The following is a 17414-nucleotide window of genomic DNA, read 5'->3' on the forward strand; positions in this document are numbered from 1 at the left end:
TCCTTTTACCAGCGATAGTGAGCAAATGCTTTATTTGCTTCAGCCATTCTGTGAGTGTCATCTTTCTTCTTCACTGAAGCTCCTGTACCATTCGCTGCATCGATAATTTCGGCAGCCAGTCTTTGCTCCATCGTCTTTTCGTTTCTTAAACGAGAATAATTAACTAACCATCTCAGTCCTAAAGTCAGTCTTCTTTCCTGACTTACTTCAACAGGAACCTGATAGTTGGCACCGCCGACACGACGAACCTTTAATTCAAGCACCGGCATGACATTCTCAAGTGCCTGCTCGAAAACTTCCATCGGCTGACGTTCTGTTTTTACTTCAATAATGTCAAACGCATTGTATAGAATCGTCTGTGCAACCCCTCTTTTACCATCGATCATGATTTTATTGATCAGACGAGTAACCAGCTTCGAGTTGTAAATCGGATCTACTAATACATCACGTTTTGCGATATGTCCCTTTCTAGGCATACTGATTTCCTCCTTTCACGATCTATTTCTTTGCTTTAGGTTTTTTCGTTCCATACAATGAACGAGATTGATTACGGTTATTTACACCGGCGCAGTCAAGCGTACCACGAATGATGTGATAACGAACACCTGGCAGGTCCTTCACACGTCCTCCACGAATCAATACAACGCTGTGCTCCTGCAGGTTATGTCCGATTCCCGGAATATAAGCCGTAACTTCCATTCCGTTTGATAAACGGACACGGGCATATTTACGAAGCGCTGAGTTTGGCTTCTTTGGCGTCATCGTACCAACACGAGTACATACACCACGCTTCTGCGGTGAACTTAAATTTGTCGGACGACGCTTTAATGAGTTATACCCTCTGTTCAGTGCCGGGGATTTACTTGTCCAAACTTTCTTTGTACGTCCCTTAGTAACTAATTGATTAATTGTAGGCATATTGTCCTCCTTTCATTCAAACACACATTTCCGGGTGTGTCATTTCAAGCGATAAATGAATGTTCCCATGAAATAGGAACACACTTACGCTAGCTTTGATATGATACCATTTCAAAAGCTTGCATGTCAACTGCTTTTTTCACTTTTTTTCAAAAAAAGCAGCAGCATCGTCAAATGAGCGATACCACTGCCCATATTCTTGTATTATAAGGCAAAATCTCCTTCTTTAAATATCCATGTTTCATGACCCTTTTCATCAATGCCCACGATCTGCATATCCTGTGTTCCGATCATAAAATCAACATGAATCGAAGAATCATTAAAATTCTCGCCCTTACCAAAACCTCTGCCCAAGGCAAGATGACAGCTGGCATTCTCATCGATCAAGGTCGTATAGTAAACCAGATGGCTCATCGAAATCGGTGAATGATACTCTACCAATGCACACTCACCGAGATAAGCCGCATTCTCATCCGTATGAATCAAGGCCTCCAGCATATCCTTCCCCTCATCTGCCAGCACCTCGACCACTTTTCCTTTTTCAAAACGAAAACCAAAATTCTCGATTCTCTTACCACCCAGCACTAATGGACGGGAAGCGTAGACAACACCTTCGGTCTGATATTTATCCGGTGTCGTACAGATTTCTTCTGTCGGAATATTCGCATTAAAAGAGACATGTTCTTCATTTGACTTTTCATAACCAAACTTGGAATCCTTTGACAAACCAATGATCAGATCTGTTCCATTGGAAGCCGTATAATGCAATTTCTTCAAATGCAAGGCATCGATCTTATTTCCCATCAGACGTCTTTTCTCATTTAACTGCTTCCATGTTTCCACAACATCATTTTCCTCATCGATATAACAAAGCTTAAACAACAGCTTCCACAGCTTCTCCAAAGCCTTCTCTTCATCTTTTTCATTCAATATATAAGAAGCCCATCTTTTAGTAGGGATCATCGCAATCAGCCATTGACAATGCTTTTCACGGCTTGCCTTGCGCATGATATTCCGGACTGCATCTACATGGGCAAATATCGCATTTGCCCGCTCTTCGCTCACGTCCTCCATCAATTCTACATCAACACCTTCTAAACGCACATAACAGGCTCCCTCTTCCAAATAAGGCTCATGCATCTCCACTTCCCATTTTTCTACCTTACGCACATCCTGATCACTGCGATATTTCGATGCAACTTTCATATTGGCCATATCCAGATAATGAACCACAACATTCCCGGCTCCCAGCTTATAACATTCCTCCGCAAAAACAGGTGTAAATTCATATCCTTCCACACAGGCCTCAACAAGCACAGTCTGTCCCTTCTGCACATTTAAACCAACCTTGGCCAATGTATAAGCATATTTGCGAATCATTTTTTCTAAGTTCATTTTAACGCTCCTCCTAAATCATCTTTATATTCTTCTTATAAACCCATAACCATAATACAAATTGTATAACTGAAGTAAAAAGCCAGCTGATCGGAAAACAAATATATATACTCTCTAATGTATGATAATAAGGGAAGGCGAAATATAACCATACAAGACGTACTCCGCAAATACCAATGATCATCAATACCGTTGGCAATGTGGATATCCCCATTCCTCTCATGGAGTATACAAAGACATCTAAGATTCCATTTAGAAACAGCCAAAGCACGACATATTTTAAACGGATCATGCCATACCCACGAACAATTGCCTCATTTGTATAAAATCCTAGAAATGTATCTCCAAAACCATAAACCAGCACACCAATCAAAAATGAACTAGACACGGTCAACGCCAACGTCACTAACATGATCTTTAAAACGGCTTCTTTTTTACCAGCACCGATATTCTGACTGGTAAAAGTAATCGTCGCCTGTGTAAAAGCCATTGTTCCGATATAAGTAAAATTCTCAATATTAGCAGCCGCACTATTGGCAGCTACGATCGTAGATGAATCAAATGAATTTATATTGGACTGGATCACGACATTACTCAGAGAGAAAACGACACCTTGTATACCGGCTGGAAAACCGATCTTTAAAATATCCCACGCTATGGTATTATCTAATTTTAGCTGATGGATATCTATACGAGTGGCATCCTCTTCACGCAATAATGTCATCATGACCAGACCGGCAGAAACAGCTTGTGAAACCACGGTCGCAATCGCAACCCCTGCGACACTCATCTGGAAGACGATCACAAAAATTAAATTTAAGACGACATTTAAAATACCACCGGCGAATAAATAATACAATGGCCGTTGCGTGTCTCCTTTTGAACGAAGGACGGCTGCACCAAAATCATAGACCAGCAAAAACAAAGACCCACAAAAATAAATTTGCATATACAAATTACTTAAATCCACGATATCATCCGGTGTTGACATAGCAAGCAAAAAAGTTTTTGCGAAGACCACCCCAATCACTGTCAGCAAAATACCGCCGCCCAAAGCCATAACAATTGAAGTATGGACAGCTTTACTCGTCAGATCGTCCTTTTTAAGCCCTATATAACGTGCAATAACCACATTTGAACCGGTCGATAACCCATTAAATAAAGAAGTGATTAAAAAAACGATGGAACCGGTGGCCCCTACGGCAGCCAGCGCCGTTTCACCCGCAAACTTACCGACAACGATCGTATCAGCGGCATTAAATAAAATTTGAAGGAAATTTGTGAACATCAATGGAACTGCAAACAATATAATATTTTTAAGCAATGGTCCATTGATCATATCAATACTATGTGTTTTATTCATATGATACCCCCCCATAATTAAAAATATCTATATGAAAGTTTATCATTTTTATGAAAGTATGTACATTCTTTTTTACATATTTTTTCAATTATTATAATAAGCAACAATCAGTTCAACGATCCGGCTATAACTTTGAACCCCTTCTGACTCCCCATTGGCTTTTAAATAAAGATCATTCATTTGATTTGATACTTCAGATATGACCCCTTCATAGCGATCCCAGAATTCATTATTAGCCAACAGATCCGTTTCAATGACTTCATCAAGCAATACCCGTACTTCCGACCACAACTCATGATCCATACGATACAACGCATTCATACAATAGGTCCAGCCAAGCATATACCCACTATATTGAAAATCAAGATCCTCATCATGAATACATGCGAGAAATGCGATAAAATTTGCTTCATCCTCCTGCATGAAACCACGCAGATGAGAAAGCTCATGACAGGCAGTAAAAGGAATATTATAAGGAATCATATCACCATTGTAATTTGCTTCAACCGTAAACGGCAAATAAATGCCGGACAGGCCCTGATACGATAATAATTCAGAAATGATCAACTGTTTTGGACGCGGATAATATCCCGATAATACATCATATTCTTCACCTAAAGAAGTCATTGCGGAAATGGCCTTTTTATCAACTTGTCCAGACAATATCATGATACCATTCTCATCTCTTGCGACCTTATCGCTTAATTCATTTAATTTCTCTGTTAGCTGAATACAAATCTCTTTCAATTCTTCAGCGCTGTATTCCATAGGCATCAGGCCGCTTTCTTCAGAAAAAGAGGTACGCTTATAATTGATGCCACAACAAATTACATAAAGAAATATTAAAATTCCGGCTCCCAGCAAGACGCCTGAAAACCATGAAACCATCCATACCGATGCTTTTTCATTATTCATATCACTATCTGAAAAACAAGTCTTTTCTTTTTGCTGCCAAAGCGATCTTCTTGTTTTCCTTACTGCCTGTATAAAAGTAAAAATCAATGATATCACTAAAAGATAAAGCAATATTTCACAAAGCGAAAAAGAAAAAAAGCCGCTGATGCGTCCTATGGTACTCACTAAAAACGGATAAATATGTACTGCATGCCACGAAGCAAAACCTTGGATCCATGAAGAAGCCACACTCAGCGCCAAACTTCCTCCAAACAAGATCAGCGCTGCAATCAAACGATACCGGATCTTTTTGCCATTTCTGTTTTTCATATTATTTATCATAAGATGATTACCGCTGTGTTTCTTCCAGATAACGTTCATAGATTGCATGTACTTCATCATGATCAAAAGGACTTTTTTTAGACTCTACCAGATCGATCAGCTGTCTGAGTCCTTTTTCGATCGCTTTTTTCAGATCCTCGGAATACCCCATTTTCTTGCCATGTTCCGCATACTCATCCTCATCCAGAATCGTCCAGCCATATTGCGGATTTACTTTCAAGTCTAAATCATAATCAATATTTTTTAAACTTTCCCCATCATAGATACTTGGTGAAGCAATATTACAGTAATAAAAAATACCTGTCTTACGTATCATGCTGATAACATTAAACCACTTATCGGGATAGAAGAAATAGATTGCCGGTTCACGCGTCACCCATTTTCTGCCATCACTTTCACTGACCCATGTCTTATTGGTAACACAGACGATTCTTTTCACATTGGCTTCCATCACATATCCTTTCGCCCATGTGCGATGAAGTGAGCCATCATGCTTGAAACTTTGAATATAAATTGATTCTTTTACTTTTGGCAGCATTTTCTCACTCCTTACTAACTCTAATTATTATACACAAAAGTATGCCATTTTTGAATGGTCTTTTTAATTACGTACATATTAGATACTAGTAAAGGAGATTATTATGGCAAAAAAAATAACGCTGACCCCTAAGGATTGCCTGTATATCGAAGACCTTGTCAATGCTTCAATGCTGATATACAAAAAAACAAAGCTGGAAATCGAACAGCTTCAAGATGAGGATTTAAAAACCTATCTTGAAAACATCTGTACCGATCTAAAGGATCAGGCAACGACCCTGACAGAGATGATGGGAGGTGCAAAATAATGAACTTCACAGATGAGCAGATCATTAACTGTGCACTCGTATCCTTAAAACATCTAAGAATCATGTATGCTTATTTCGCAGAAGAAGCCGGAACACCGGAATGCTTTCAAACAGCCAATGAATTATTTGAAGAAGTCACACAGATGCAGAGAAATACATATGATCTGATGATTGAACAAAATTGGATGAGCGTACAGGCACAAACCGCAAGTGCCATCGAAAAAAGTCATAAGCAGTTAAAAACCAAAATAAATGAAATGAAATAGTTGAAGAACCTCTTCAACTTTTTTATAATAGATACATGAAATCAATAATGTATGAACAGATCAAAGCAATCAGTGAAAACGAAAAAGATTTAATTGCCAATCTATCAAATATATCTGCCTGTCTGAATGAACACTTGAAAGATATCAATTGGGTAGGTTTTTATTTGATGAAAGAAGGAGAACTTGTCTTAGGACCTTTTCAAGGAAAAGTGGCCTGTATCCGCATTCCTATAGGTAAAGGGGTATGCGGCAGTGCCGTCAAGGAAAGAAAGGTATTGCGTATTGATGATGTCCATCAATTCAAAGGCCATATCGCATGTGATGGCGCTTCAAACAGTGAAATTGTATTGCCTATCTATAAAAATGATGAGGTCGTTGCGGTATTAGATATTGATTCACCTCTTTTCAATCGCTTTTCAAGTGAAGATGAAAAGATATTAAGTGAGATTACAGATTATATCGGTCATTTATTTTAGTCAATCCCAGGATTGACTTTTTATTATGCTCATGTCACATTTTCTCAAAAAAAAGATTTCCGCCTGATGACGAAAATCTAAATAGAATTAAAATATTCATTTGCACATTCCTGTGCTGACTTAGCCGAATATAAACGGCAGAAGGATTTGCCCAGATCCGTAGCTTTTACGATCTGTTTATCTTCCATCAGCTTGCCTACTTCGTTGTAGCCTTCACTGCTAAGCTCCAGATCTAATATCTGGATCCAGCTCGTCGCTCCACTTTTTTCAATAGGACATGAATAGATGCGTATCGGACATTTCATCGTCTGATACTGTACCAGATGAAAAATTTCACAGCGATCATAATCCACCCCGATATTCACGACATAGCCGTTATATTCTCTGATCTTACCTAAAGGTGAATCCTGATTCATACCAAAATGAAGCGGATGCTTCTCAATGATCAGTTTCGCATATTTGCCCCACGCCAAGAAAGATACCATTGGATGATTGCTCCTCAATACCGCATCATTGCGCATAAATTGAATCGCCACTTCACCCACTCCGCTTGGTGCACTTAATTTCTTATTAAACGGCAATGCATTTCTCCTGGCCTCAGCCACCTGATCCCGCGGTACCTTCCTGATTTCTACAGGATCGCATAAATGACGGGTCGGGGCAGCCATCACAAGTGTTCCATCATAACCTACAAGCTCCATCAATGCTTCAATGATGCTTTGAGCACCACCGACCACATAGCGAAAGGGTTTCATGGAAGCAGACACATACAAAAGCATCCCCTTCTTTACACCGATTCTCTGCAATGCGGCTTTGATATCTTCTTTTGTCAGCATCTCTTCCATCTCTCCACCTCCTAGCGGTTATGCGCCAAACGACTTGCGGCACTCGCCGCGATCGCTCCTACGATATCATCTAAAAAGGTATTACATTGTTTTCCCTTTGAATTCAGCTTGTTAATGATCAAAGGCTTTACCTTATCAATATACCCATAATTCGTCAAAGCAATCGAACCATATAAATTACAGATGCCATAAGCCAGCACTTCATCAATTCCATATAATCCTTCATCTTTTAAAAGCATTTCTGAAAGCGGACCTTCTATCATTCCCTTTTCAGCACTTTTATCTAAAAATATTCCTGTCAGAATCGCATTCTGTACTTCTCTTTTATCCAGCACCGCCTCAACACCTTCCAAAGCCATCTCCACATTCAGCTGCGGATAATACTTGGACTGTAAAAAAACAACGCACTCGGCGATATCTTTCAACTCTACGCCTCTTTCATTTAATAATCTTACACATAATTCCTTCATCTCATTCCTCCTTTTCTTTATTATAAGCCTTTTTACCTTAAATTGTAAGTAGGGTGCAGCAAGTTGGCAATTCAGACCCTTGAATCTAATTTCATCAAGTAAAAGATAGCTTGATTTGAATCATCTTCATCGACTTTAAATATAAAAGATTCTTCACTTGGAGAAAATGTATATTCAACCGTTTCATTTTCAAAAGATGTCTGATAAACAGTTATCATTTTATCCATTATTTTCGCAATGCACCATGTCCCCGTTGAAAGATCACGATAAATAATCATATCATTCAAAACACCAAAACCCTGTAATCTAATTGGTTCTGATAAAACCATTTCTTTTTGAGTGCCTTTAACGATAAGCGAGTCGATCACATTATTTTCATATAATATAAGATAATTATCTGATATCATATACTCTTGTTCTTTTTCTAATTGATATGTATGATCCCCTGCTATCACTATTTTTTTATCTGTATCATTTTCAAACTGAAATATCAAAAAATCACTCGTCAGACTCATTTCAGACATCGTATAATTATCCATCAGATAAATCTTTTCTCCTCCGCTTACTTCACCATCCTTCACTTCATATATCACATATTCATTTTTATTTGCCCAATACAGATACCATGTTTTATCCTTATGACTATAAAACTTATTCAATCCACCTCTTTGATATTCAGAAAGATCATTTGTATCATAAATAAAATCATCTTCAAATAAGTATTTTATTTTTCCATTCTTTAAATAATATACCTCAGAATGATAAACAAGTTGTTTATCATCATGGGATTCGGATGTATAAATCTCAATTTCATCATTTAATGTATTCGTATAAGAAACGACACAGGCATCACTATCCGTTTCAATCTTCTCACCTGTGTCTATATTGATTTGATAATATATGTTTTCTTTGTTTTCATTTCCAAATCCAACAAGACACATCGTTTTTTCATCAATCATATAAGCAGTGCTCATATTATAATCTTGATCATAAGTAAGCCTGCCTGCCTCTTCAATCGTATAACCTCTTTCAGTATATTCAACTTGAATCGTATCATCTTCACAAGCCACTAAAACGAAGCATAAAATCATTAATAAAATAATTTTTTTCATATTTTCCTTTCTATTCTTCTAATGTTAAAAGATATACTGTCACCGTATTTTGATTATCATTAGCTACTAAGAATAAGGTACTTTTCTCTTCTATTCCCCCAGGTCGAAAATTTAATTCAAATGGTGTATCATAAATCGTCATCTTTAAATCACGAATACTTGCGATACAATATGTTTTAGAATCTATTGTATCAGGATAAATAAATATTGCGTCCTCATAAGACATTAAAAATATCTCATCCATATCAATTATTCGATTGAGATCATAGATTTTCTGGGTATTTCGATCTATCAGATAAGTTGTTTCTTGACTTTTCTGTTCATTTAAATGCTCTACAAGAATATAACCTTCAAACACCCGATATGATTCATCTATATCCAAGATATATTCCTCATCTTGTAAGATCAGCCATATGTTCTCATCATTTCGATATTCTACTCGCAGCACACCATAAATCATATAACAGGAATATAACGTATATCCATTTTGTTCATAAGGAAAACTTTTTATTTCTTTCCAATCATCATCTTCTCTTTCATATAAAACAGCTTCATTTTCTTTGTCATCAAGCAAATATAAATGCTCTCTTGTCAAATCATAACCAATAGAAGTGCTTGTCCTTCCATCAGTGTCATTATAGTATATATCTTTCTCGTACAAGATCTTTTTCTCACCGTTTTGTTGACTATAATAGGTAACATGAAATCCTATCTGTTCTTCACCATCTTTTAAAATACTCCGCTCAGAAGAAATGTACCCATATTTACACTGATCACATGTCTCTTCAGACATATCATAAATAACATCTTCTTCAATTGCAACGACCTGCTTATTTTCTAAGTTGATTTCATAATAAAAATGAACATCTTGATCATAATATCTATAGTAAAGAATATCATCACGATTTGAGCTCCAAATAAAATAGCTGGTGCTTCCTGGCAGTGTTGCTATTTCTTCTATGGTATAACCTCTTTTTGTTTCCCTTACTTCTAATGTTTCTTCTTCACAGCCTGTTATTGTCAGAATGAAAATTAAACTACTTATTATTATTGTTTTCCTTTTCATAACTTTTCCCTCTTTTTCTATATTATCTCATAAGTTTACTTGTAAGTAAAAACGTTTTCATTTAAAATAGGGGAGAGGTGAATTTTATGAACAAAGAGGAAGCATTATCCTTTTATAAACAATATCGTGATAAATGTAATGCATATCAGTTGGCAGAAACAACGATATTTTTTGATATGTCCACCATTGCTCCTGAAAACGGCAGTGATTATCGTATTAAGATGATGTCTTTACTAGGCGGCGAAGCTTTTGATTATCAGACAGCACCTGAAAATATCGAAAAATTAGAAGAAATGTCAAAGCTTGATTTGGGAGAAATCATAAATGAAGAAATTCGTCAGGTTCTCAAAGAGCTTCATCGTATCAGCAAGCTGCCACGTGATTTCTATATTTATATGCAGGAATTGACAGCTAAGGGTGAGCTGGCTTGGAAAAAAGCGAAAAAAGAAAAAGATTATACACTTTTCAAAGATACGCTTAAAGAGTTGATCACAATGAAAAAGAAAGCCTATGGCTATTATGGGTATGATAAGACATTATATGATGCAATGCTGGATGATTATGAAACCGGTATGACGATTGAAAAATATGACATTTTCTTTAACTGTATCAAAGAAAGACTGGTTCCTTTTATTAAAAAACTTCAAAAAGAAGGGAAAAAGATCGATGATCAGCCTTTACATCAAATATTTGATATTGAAGGGCAAGAAAAGGTCATGGATGTCTTAAAGGATTATATGAATTTTAATCCAAAGGAATGTTATATGGGATTAAGTGCTCATCCTTTTACTTGCAGTTTTTCTTTGCATGATGTACGTATTACAAACAAATATGTGGAAGATTCACTAGTAAGCTCAATCTTTACGATCATTCATGAATACGGACATGCTTTATATATGATGCATGTAGATGAAAAACTGGAAGGTCTTTATATTAGTGGCAGTATGACCAGTGGCATGCATGAATCACAAAGCCGTTTTCTTGAAAATTATATAGGAAAGCGTAAATCCTTTTGGGTCAATAACTTTTCTAAAGTAAAAGAAATCTTCCCTGATCAACTGAAGAACATTGCTTTTGATGATTTTATGGAAATGATCAATGTTTCCCAGCCTTCGCTCATTCGTACAGAAGCCGATGAGCTGACCTATCCTTTACATATCCTGATACGTTATGAGCTTGAAAAAGAAATGATCAATGGTCATATTGATATGGATCATCTTGATCAAATATGGGCAGATAAATACGAAGAATACCTGGGTGTTCGTCCACAGGATGCCAGTGAGGGCATTCTTCAGGATATCCATTGGTCTGACGGCAGCTTTGGTTATTTTCCAACTTATGCATTAGGAAGCGCCTTTGGGGCACAATTCTTTAAAGCAATGAAAAAAGATATTGATGTGGATGTCGCATTGGCAGGCAATCATTTCTCTTTGATCGAGGATTGGCTAAGAGAGCACATCCATCAGTATGGAGCATTATATAAGGCTGATGAAATCATCGAAAAGGTATGTCATGAACCTTTTGATCCAAATATCTATATAGATTATTTGATTGACAAGTTTTCTAAAATTTATGATATCTAAAAAGCACCCCCGGGTGCTTTTTTCATTGGTGTCTATATCGAATCCTTCACTTGTTTTGATTATTTTATATTGCATCAATACCCTCATTTTGACAGTTCTATTTATTATTCTGCTGATATAGTCTGCAGTGATAAAAAAGAGGGATATACTTGAATGGTATATCCGCTCCTTCATCATTTTATCTGATCAAAGATGATTTTTTAAATCTTAGTATGCTTTTTTTCAAAAGCACAAGCATTAAACCTGTACTGAGTACAACCAGACCCACATAGACACCCAGCTTATTGTTATCATTCGTTGATGGTGTATCACTTGGTTCTCCTACATTCTGCGTATCATCTTTAATAACTAAATTCTTATAAGCCGTTTCAAATGCCGTTTTAGCCTGATTGAATTGTTCCACAGACAGATTATCAAGATCATTCGACAAAGCTATAAGTGTATGATAAGCATCCTCATATTGCTCATATGTTTTTGATGTATATTTAGAAGCATCTTCTACAACGATCTGATCGACATAGGCTTTTACTTCATCTGCATTTGCTTTAACAGCTAAATTCAAAATAGCGTCTTCAATAGAAACAATTGTCTGAGAAACAGCTTCTGCAGTTCCGCTTACAAGAATAATTTTGGCCTTTTCTACGCTGTCTAACAGTTTTGCATAGCTCTCTTTTGTATAGAGCTTCTGATCTAATTTATCCGCTTTTTCCATCCATTGATGCAATGTTTTTACTGAAACCAGCTCTTTTTAGACTTTATCTAATCTCGCGATAGCATCTTTTAACTGCTCAGAAGACAGATTATTTAAATCTAACGATTTTACTTCGTTTAGAGCTTTCTGCAACTTTGAATAACTTTCAGTAGTATAATCTTCTTCCGCATGATTTTCAAGCTGAGCAATCAGCTCATTCAACGTATTGAGAGAGTCGTTATCTTTGATGACCAGTTGTTTTCTAGCATTTTCAATCGAAACAACTGCAGATATGACCGAAGTTTTGCTGCCATCAATCAACAATTCCCTGGCCTCATCCACCGCTTTCTTGTAAGCAGCATAAGAAGCATCTGTATAAAGATTTTCATTTACTGCTTCAAAAGCTGTGATTGCTTCGGCTAATTCTGAAATATTCACTAAAGCTTCTCTGGCAGATTTCACATCTTTTAATGCCTGCGCAAATTGTATTGGATGGATATTTTCCGCTTCATGCTTTTTAATCAAGTCATCCATTACCTTTTTTGCTTCAAGATAAGCCTTCCATGAATGACTTGTATAAGTGTTTTCTACCTTTTCAATTGAGTTAATGAAGTCATTTTCAGATTCTGACATAAGAATTGCCTCTTCCATATTCGACGGATTGAATATAAGTGCCTGTTTTGCGGAAGCATAATCTGCAACCAATTTTTCAACATCAGCAATCGATACATTTTCAGGATCAGCTATCGCATTTTTTACCGCATTTAATGCATTATCATATAACCGCCATGAACGAGCTGTATAATTTTCACTATCTGTTAACGCATCATCTGCAATCTTTTGAAGCCGGGTCATATCTCCTTTTAGTTCAGGAGCATTTAAGAGATTCTTGATAGAAGAAACGACGGTATCAATACTGCTCTGATCAGCATATTCACTTGCATACACTGCTTTTAACGCTTCAAATGCCGTTGCATATTTATCAGCAGCACTCTTCGTCCATATTGAAGTATTCGCAGGGGTTTCTAAAAGCTTTTTAAGCTCTTCTTTATTAGCTGCGACATAAGTCCCCTTTGAAAGTATGACCTCCGAGATGCTTACATCTGTATTCTCCCATTCAAATTTAAGATCCAATAGAATTGAATTTTCAGGTAATATAAATTCATTTACGGTCTGCGCTAAATTACCTAACTTAACCCATGTGCTTTCAAAACGAGCTAAGTCATTTGAAGTCAATAAACGTGCATAAACGCTTGCATTTGAAATTGCATTGGCATTTTGGATCACCTTGATGTGATTCATATCATGGTTATCAGATATGGTGTAATTCAATGTCCCGCTCTTGCTATCAGGAATAAATGCGGTTGCTAAATTACCATCTGTCATATATGAAAACTGTCCGTTTTTCGTATCATTGCAGCCGGTAAATGTAGGATCATTCGTGCTTGGCACATACTCACCCTTATTGATCTCGATTTCCTGAAGACGCAGCCATTTATTATCTTCGACCTTTGTGCGCGTGATCTCAAGCTTTAAATAACGGGCTTCCACATTGACATCCGTTACCTCTTTGGCATTATACGATGTTTCATGCAAAGGAAGTACATCATTGATATCTTCTTCGTTGGTTGCTTCACCTTCGTTTGGTCCATCCTGATTTCCGATAAACATGATATCACGCCATATTTTACCATCCATAGAAACAGATATTTTCGCATGACGCGGATAATCAATTTCACTATCTTTGCAAACGACCTTCAACGTATCAATATGGATCGTTCTTCCTAAATCATAAACAAACTGATTGCCCTGTTTCTGATTCGGTTTAAAATTCACCTGTGTCGTACGATCACCGTCAAATAAATTACCTGCCGGCGTTGCACTGTCCAATGTAAAGTTTTTGGTTAATTCCTGAGATAAGGATTTTTCATAATACTCAAGCGTATTCACAGTGAGTGCATTGATATCAAAAGTAATCGGTGTATCTGAATGATTGATCAAACGAATATAACGGGCATTTATATTGCCGTCATTTTCATCATAAGCTATCCATTCATAACCATTCAAAGATGTTTCTATAAGAATGCCATCAGCATTTTCTAAATCTGCCTGAATAGACATTACTTCATGAACGCGATCTAATTTGATACCTATATATTCATTCTGATCCAAGGTAAGATCACCTTGAGGATCGAGATAAGCATTATCGGTTAATACATTGACACCGATATTGCGATATGTATCAACATTGGTATATGCTTTTGAATTGAAATATACCTTTGACTGAACATCAAATTCACGCATACCGATCCAATTCTGCTGAACTTTTGTGTTGACTACACGAACATACTGAGCTGTAATATTTTGATCAGATAAATCGATCTGAATATGACGTGTATCGGTATATGACTGGATATCGTGCCAATCATCGTCATTACCTGTCAATGACCATTGCAGTGTTACATTTTGGAAATAATCACTTGTTTTATCATCCATTCCCTGTAAGATGTCAATTTTTCCCAGGATGATCGGCTGGGACAGCTTGACCCCGATAAAGTCACCCGGCATAGCGGTATCTCGGTTTTCACCATTATCGTTTCTTACCTTATACCATGTTCCGGTTGACGTGAGGCCATCGACTATATTATCATCAGCACCTTGATAAATCGCCCAGCGATCCTTTGTACGAATAACTTCCTTCGTAAAAGTTTTGCTTACCGGCTCCAGCAGCACTTCAAATTCACGCATTGAAGGCCACTTATTACCACTACCTGTCCTTGTACATTCATATCTGACAGCAACGACATTTTCGATCTCAATACCGCTGACATTCACCGTTTCTGCGTATTCGCCATATTCTTTGCCGCCATCTAAATCCTTCCATTCTTCGGAATCAGAAGTTTTATATCTTAATTTTGCATAACCGAAAGTATCTTTTTCTTTACCGTTTTGGCTTGCACCATTCAAGATATTCACACCATAAATTGTTGCAGGGACACTGAAATTTACCTGATAATATTGCCCGACAGCTTCATAACCGTTATACCATGCATGTGTATTTGTCTTTCCGTCTATGATATTGTCAACCGTACCGGCATGGAAAGTCTTAAAACTGGATTCAGCTGTAATGATCAGTGTATCATCATTTCCTGAAACATAATCATTGATCGGCGCTGATAAGCTGTCCTGCAAAGACGCCGCAAGAGGAATCAAATGAGTTGAACCCGGACTTACGACCTGCAAAGCACCGTTCAGCTTATTTTTCGTATATGTCTTTGACTGGCTCAAATAAGCTGTCCCGTCTGTATATTGATTAAAAGCAGTATATAGATCATTCATTTCTAAAGCAATTCTGGCTTTCGTAAAAGATCGAATCGAAATACATAAATCTCTTAATGAATTGGTAAACGGCAATAAATTTTCTTTAAGTTTGACATTTTTACTCTTAGCGTGGAAATCTTCACAAGCCTGAATGATGATATTCATTTCCTCAATCAGCTGATTTCCTGTTTCTTCAACGGAACCGTTGCCTTGCAATGCCTGTTTAAATGTATTGATCAACGGCTGGAGCTCTTTTGATTCCTCTAAAACAAGTCCGTGCCCATTTGGCTGAGGATTAGACATATGCTTTGCAAGTATATGTAATTCATTCGCAGCATCCGGCTCAATATATTCAAAAGAATCTGCCCAGCTTTTTTCAACATTGAAACCTTTTACGTTCCAAGAATAATCAGCAACCGCAAAAATAGCGACCTTTGAAGCTTCCGATTCCTGCATTGGATTAGTAACCAAACCTGCAATATCTTCCACATTGATATCTGTATGCAGCAGACTTGCCTTTCCCATCAGCAAACGGCCATGATTAATGTCATTGACCGGCCAGTTTAACCAGAATAACGGTGCACGTCTTTCACCATTCATCGCATTCTGATTTCTGAAATGATCCAAGGTCTTCTGTTCGACCGGCTTACACACCGCTTCACCGGTCCAAAATATCTGAATATCATCAGGGAAACCGGCATCATACTCATTTAATTCAGAGTAATTTCCCTGCCATGAATGATTATATCCGGCAGGACAAAAAACCGTATCATAAACATCGCCTTTTTCTTTCGCCCATTCTGAAACAGCTGTCATCATCTTAATTACGATTTCGCGATTAAGATTTCCTACGTCATCACCCAGCACCCCAAACTGACGGACACCTGCATCATAAAGCTGATCGAATTTTTTCAACAGGCTTTGAATTTCCTCATCAGCCTTCGCTGAATTAAATCCGCCCATAAACGGATGAGCTGTCCAAACGAAACGGCACTTAGACTCATTACCTACCTTAACCATTTCTTTGATGGCATTAAGCTCATTTTCCGGATATAGATCCCGCCATTTCCCTTGATGATATGGATCGTCTTTTGGCGCAAAGATATAAGAAGTCATCTTAAAATCGCCACCGAATTTCATTAAAGCCATACGATTTTCATTTGACCATGGAATACCATAATAACCTTCAATGAAACCACGGATATTTACATCAGCATAGTCATTCATCTCAAAATTTCGAATACTCGAACCATCCATTTGATTGAAAATATGTTTTAAGGAAGTGATTCCATAAAAAGCAGCATCTGTATCTCGACCCAAAATAATGATTTCATCGTTATTAGAGGCCATGAAATAAGCTCCATAATGATCAAACAGTCCATCACTAAATACATAATGATTCTGTACATACTGATCTACATATCCTTTTGAATCATATGTACCTACAAGAATATTTGTTTTCCCTTTTACAATTTCATTACTAATCGTAACTTCTTTGTCCTTAGTTGCCAATACTTCCGCCATTCTATTTTTTGTAACATCATCAATTTCTTGTTCATAGATGACATTGACTTCCGGACGTATGACATAATTCCCTTCCTGATAAGTCATTGCATGTGGTGTAGGATAAATTTCATATTCTACATCACTTGCTTCTACAATCGTAACTTTCGGAGTCAGTATTGACAACGTGTTTGCAGCAAGAACCATCGCTAATGAAGTTCTCAGTAATTTTCCATAAAATTTTCCCATTATTTATTCTTCTCCTCTTAATTATGGATCAAAAAGAAGGGAGGGAAGAAATTTGAACCGTCCCTTCTTTCGTAT

At 37.1% G+C, this 17414-nt stretch carries 16 protein-coding genes; 4 read left to right on the plus strand and 12 right to left on the minus strand.

All coding sequences use genetic code 11. The features are described 5' to 3' along the window. Positions 1-5 precede the first annotated feature (5 nt). From rpsG to ACZYT3_RS02785, 6 genes are all read right to left on the minus strand, one after another. Positions 6-476, minus strand: coding sequence for a 30S ribosomal protein S7 (gene rpsG / locus ACZYT3_RS02760; RefSeq protein WP_071441957.1), 471 nt, complete (start codon positions 474-476; stop codon positions 6-8). A 22-nt stretch (positions 477-498) separates the two neighbouring features. Next, the gene (gene rpsL / locus ACZYT3_RS02765; protein ID WP_071441956.1) at positions 499-918 is read right to left on the minus strand and encodes a 30S ribosomal protein S12; all 420 of its coding nucleotides are present in this window, start codon (positions 916-918) and stop codon (positions 499-501) included. A 204-nt stretch (positions 919-1122) separates the two neighbouring features. Next, the gene (locus tag ACZYT3_RS02770; RefSeq protein ID WP_464087594.1) at positions 1123-2313 is read right to left on the minus strand and encodes an aminopeptidase; all 1191 of its coding nucleotides are present in this window, start codon (positions 2311-2313) and stop codon (positions 1123-1125) included. A gap of 13 nt (positions 2314-2326) precedes the next feature. Further along, on the minus strand, positions 2327-3676 hold the full coding sequence (locus tag ACZYT3_RS02775; protein ID WP_464087595.1) for an MATE family efflux transporter: 1350 nt from the start codon (positions 3674-3676) through the stop codon (positions 2327-2329). Positions 3677-3760: 84 nt separating this feature from the next. Then, entirely contained in the window at positions 3761-4900 is a 1140-nt protein-coding gene (locus ACZYT3_RS02780) for a DUF3810 domain-containing protein (protein ID WP_464087596.1), read from the minus strand. Positions 4901-4919: 19 nt separating this feature from the next. Beyond that, positions 4920-5450, minus strand: coding sequence for a DUF402 domain-containing protein (locus ACZYT3_RS02785; RefSeq protein ID WP_464087597.1), 531 nt, complete (start codon positions 5448-5450; stop codon positions 4920-4922). Positions 5451-5553: 103 nt separating this feature from the next. Between ACZYT3_RS02785 and ACZYT3_RS02790 the strand changes: the two genes are divergently transcribed. Genes ACZYT3_RS02790 through ACZYT3_RS02800 form a run of 3 tightly spaced genes read left to right on the plus strand, consistent with a single transcriptional unit; the run spans position 5554 to position 6499 of the window. Beyond that, a complete protein-coding gene (locus ACZYT3_RS02790) occupies positions 5554-5757 on the plus strand; it encodes a hypothetical protein (RefSeq protein ID WP_464087598.1) in 204 nt (67 codons plus the stop codon). Continuing rightward, complete coding sequence (locus ACZYT3_RS02795; RefSeq protein WP_464087599.1) at positions 5757-6023, plus strand: spore coat protein; 267 nt, start codon at positions 5757-5759, stop codon at positions 6021-6023. Before ACZYT3_RS02790 ends, ACZYT3_RS02795 begins: the two co-directional genes overlap by 1 nt. A 35-nt stretch (positions 6024-6058) precedes the next feature. Beyond that, a complete protein-coding gene (locus tag ACZYT3_RS02800) occupies positions 6059-6499 on the plus strand; it encodes a GAF domain-containing protein (RefSeq protein ID WP_464087600.1) in 441 nt (146 codons plus the stop codon). Positions 6500-6576: 77 nt separating this feature from the next. Here ACZYT3_RS02800 and ACZYT3_RS02805 read toward each other — a convergent pair whose 3' ends face one another. The 4 genes from ACZYT3_RS02805 to ACZYT3_RS02820 all read right to left on the minus strand — a co-directional run bounded on the left by ACZYT3_RS02805 (position 6577) and on the right by ACZYT3_RS02820 (position 9992). Further along, positions 6577-7344 carry an AAC(3) family N-acetyltransferase gene (locus ACZYT3_RS02805; protein WP_294561942.1) on the minus strand — a complete coding sequence of 256 codons (768 nt, stop codon included), beginning with the start codon at positions 7342-7344 and terminating at the stop codon, positions 6577-6579. Positions 7345-7355: 11 nt separating this feature from the next. After that, on the minus strand, positions 7356-7814 hold the full coding sequence (locus tag ACZYT3_RS02810) for a phosphatidylglycerophosphatase A family protein (RefSeq protein ID WP_294561941.1): 459 nt from the start codon (positions 7812-7814) through the stop codon (positions 7356-7358). A gap of 71 nt (positions 7815-7885) precedes the next feature. Then, a complete protein-coding gene (locus ACZYT3_RS02815; RefSeq protein WP_464087601.1) occupies positions 7886-8926 on the minus strand; it encodes a hypothetical protein in 1041 nt (346 codons plus the stop codon). A gap of 10 nt (positions 8927-8936) precedes the next feature. Continuing rightward, positions 8937-9992 carry a hypothetical protein gene (locus ACZYT3_RS02820; protein ID WP_464087602.1) on the minus strand — a complete coding sequence of 352 codons (1056 nt, stop codon included), beginning with the start codon at positions 9990-9992 and terminating at the stop codon, positions 8937-8939. Positions 9993-10078: 86 nt separating this feature from the next. Between ACZYT3_RS02820 and ACZYT3_RS02825 the strand changes: the two genes are divergently transcribed. Next, positions 10079-11575 (plus strand): carboxypeptidase M32, encoded by a 1497-nt coding sequence (locus ACZYT3_RS02825; protein WP_464087603.1) that lies wholly within the window; start codon positions 10079-10081, stop codon positions 11573-11575. 178 nt (positions 11576-11753) lie between these two features. Here the strand turns inward: ACZYT3_RS02825 and ACZYT3_RS02830 are convergent, their stop codons facing one another. Further along, positions 11754-12287, minus strand: coding sequence for a hypothetical protein (locus tag ACZYT3_RS02830; protein WP_464087604.1), 534 nt, complete (start codon positions 12285-12287; stop codon positions 11754-11756). Positions 12288-12323: 36 nt separating this feature from the next. After that, positions 12324-17339 (minus strand): beta-N-acetylglucosaminidase domain-containing protein, encoded by a 5016-nt coding sequence (locus ACZYT3_RS02835; RefSeq protein ID WP_464087605.1) that lies wholly within the window; start codon positions 17337-17339, stop codon positions 12324-12326. Positions 17340-17414 lie beyond the last annotated feature (75 nt).

This window comes from Traorella sp. mt218, from assembly GCF_055420025.1.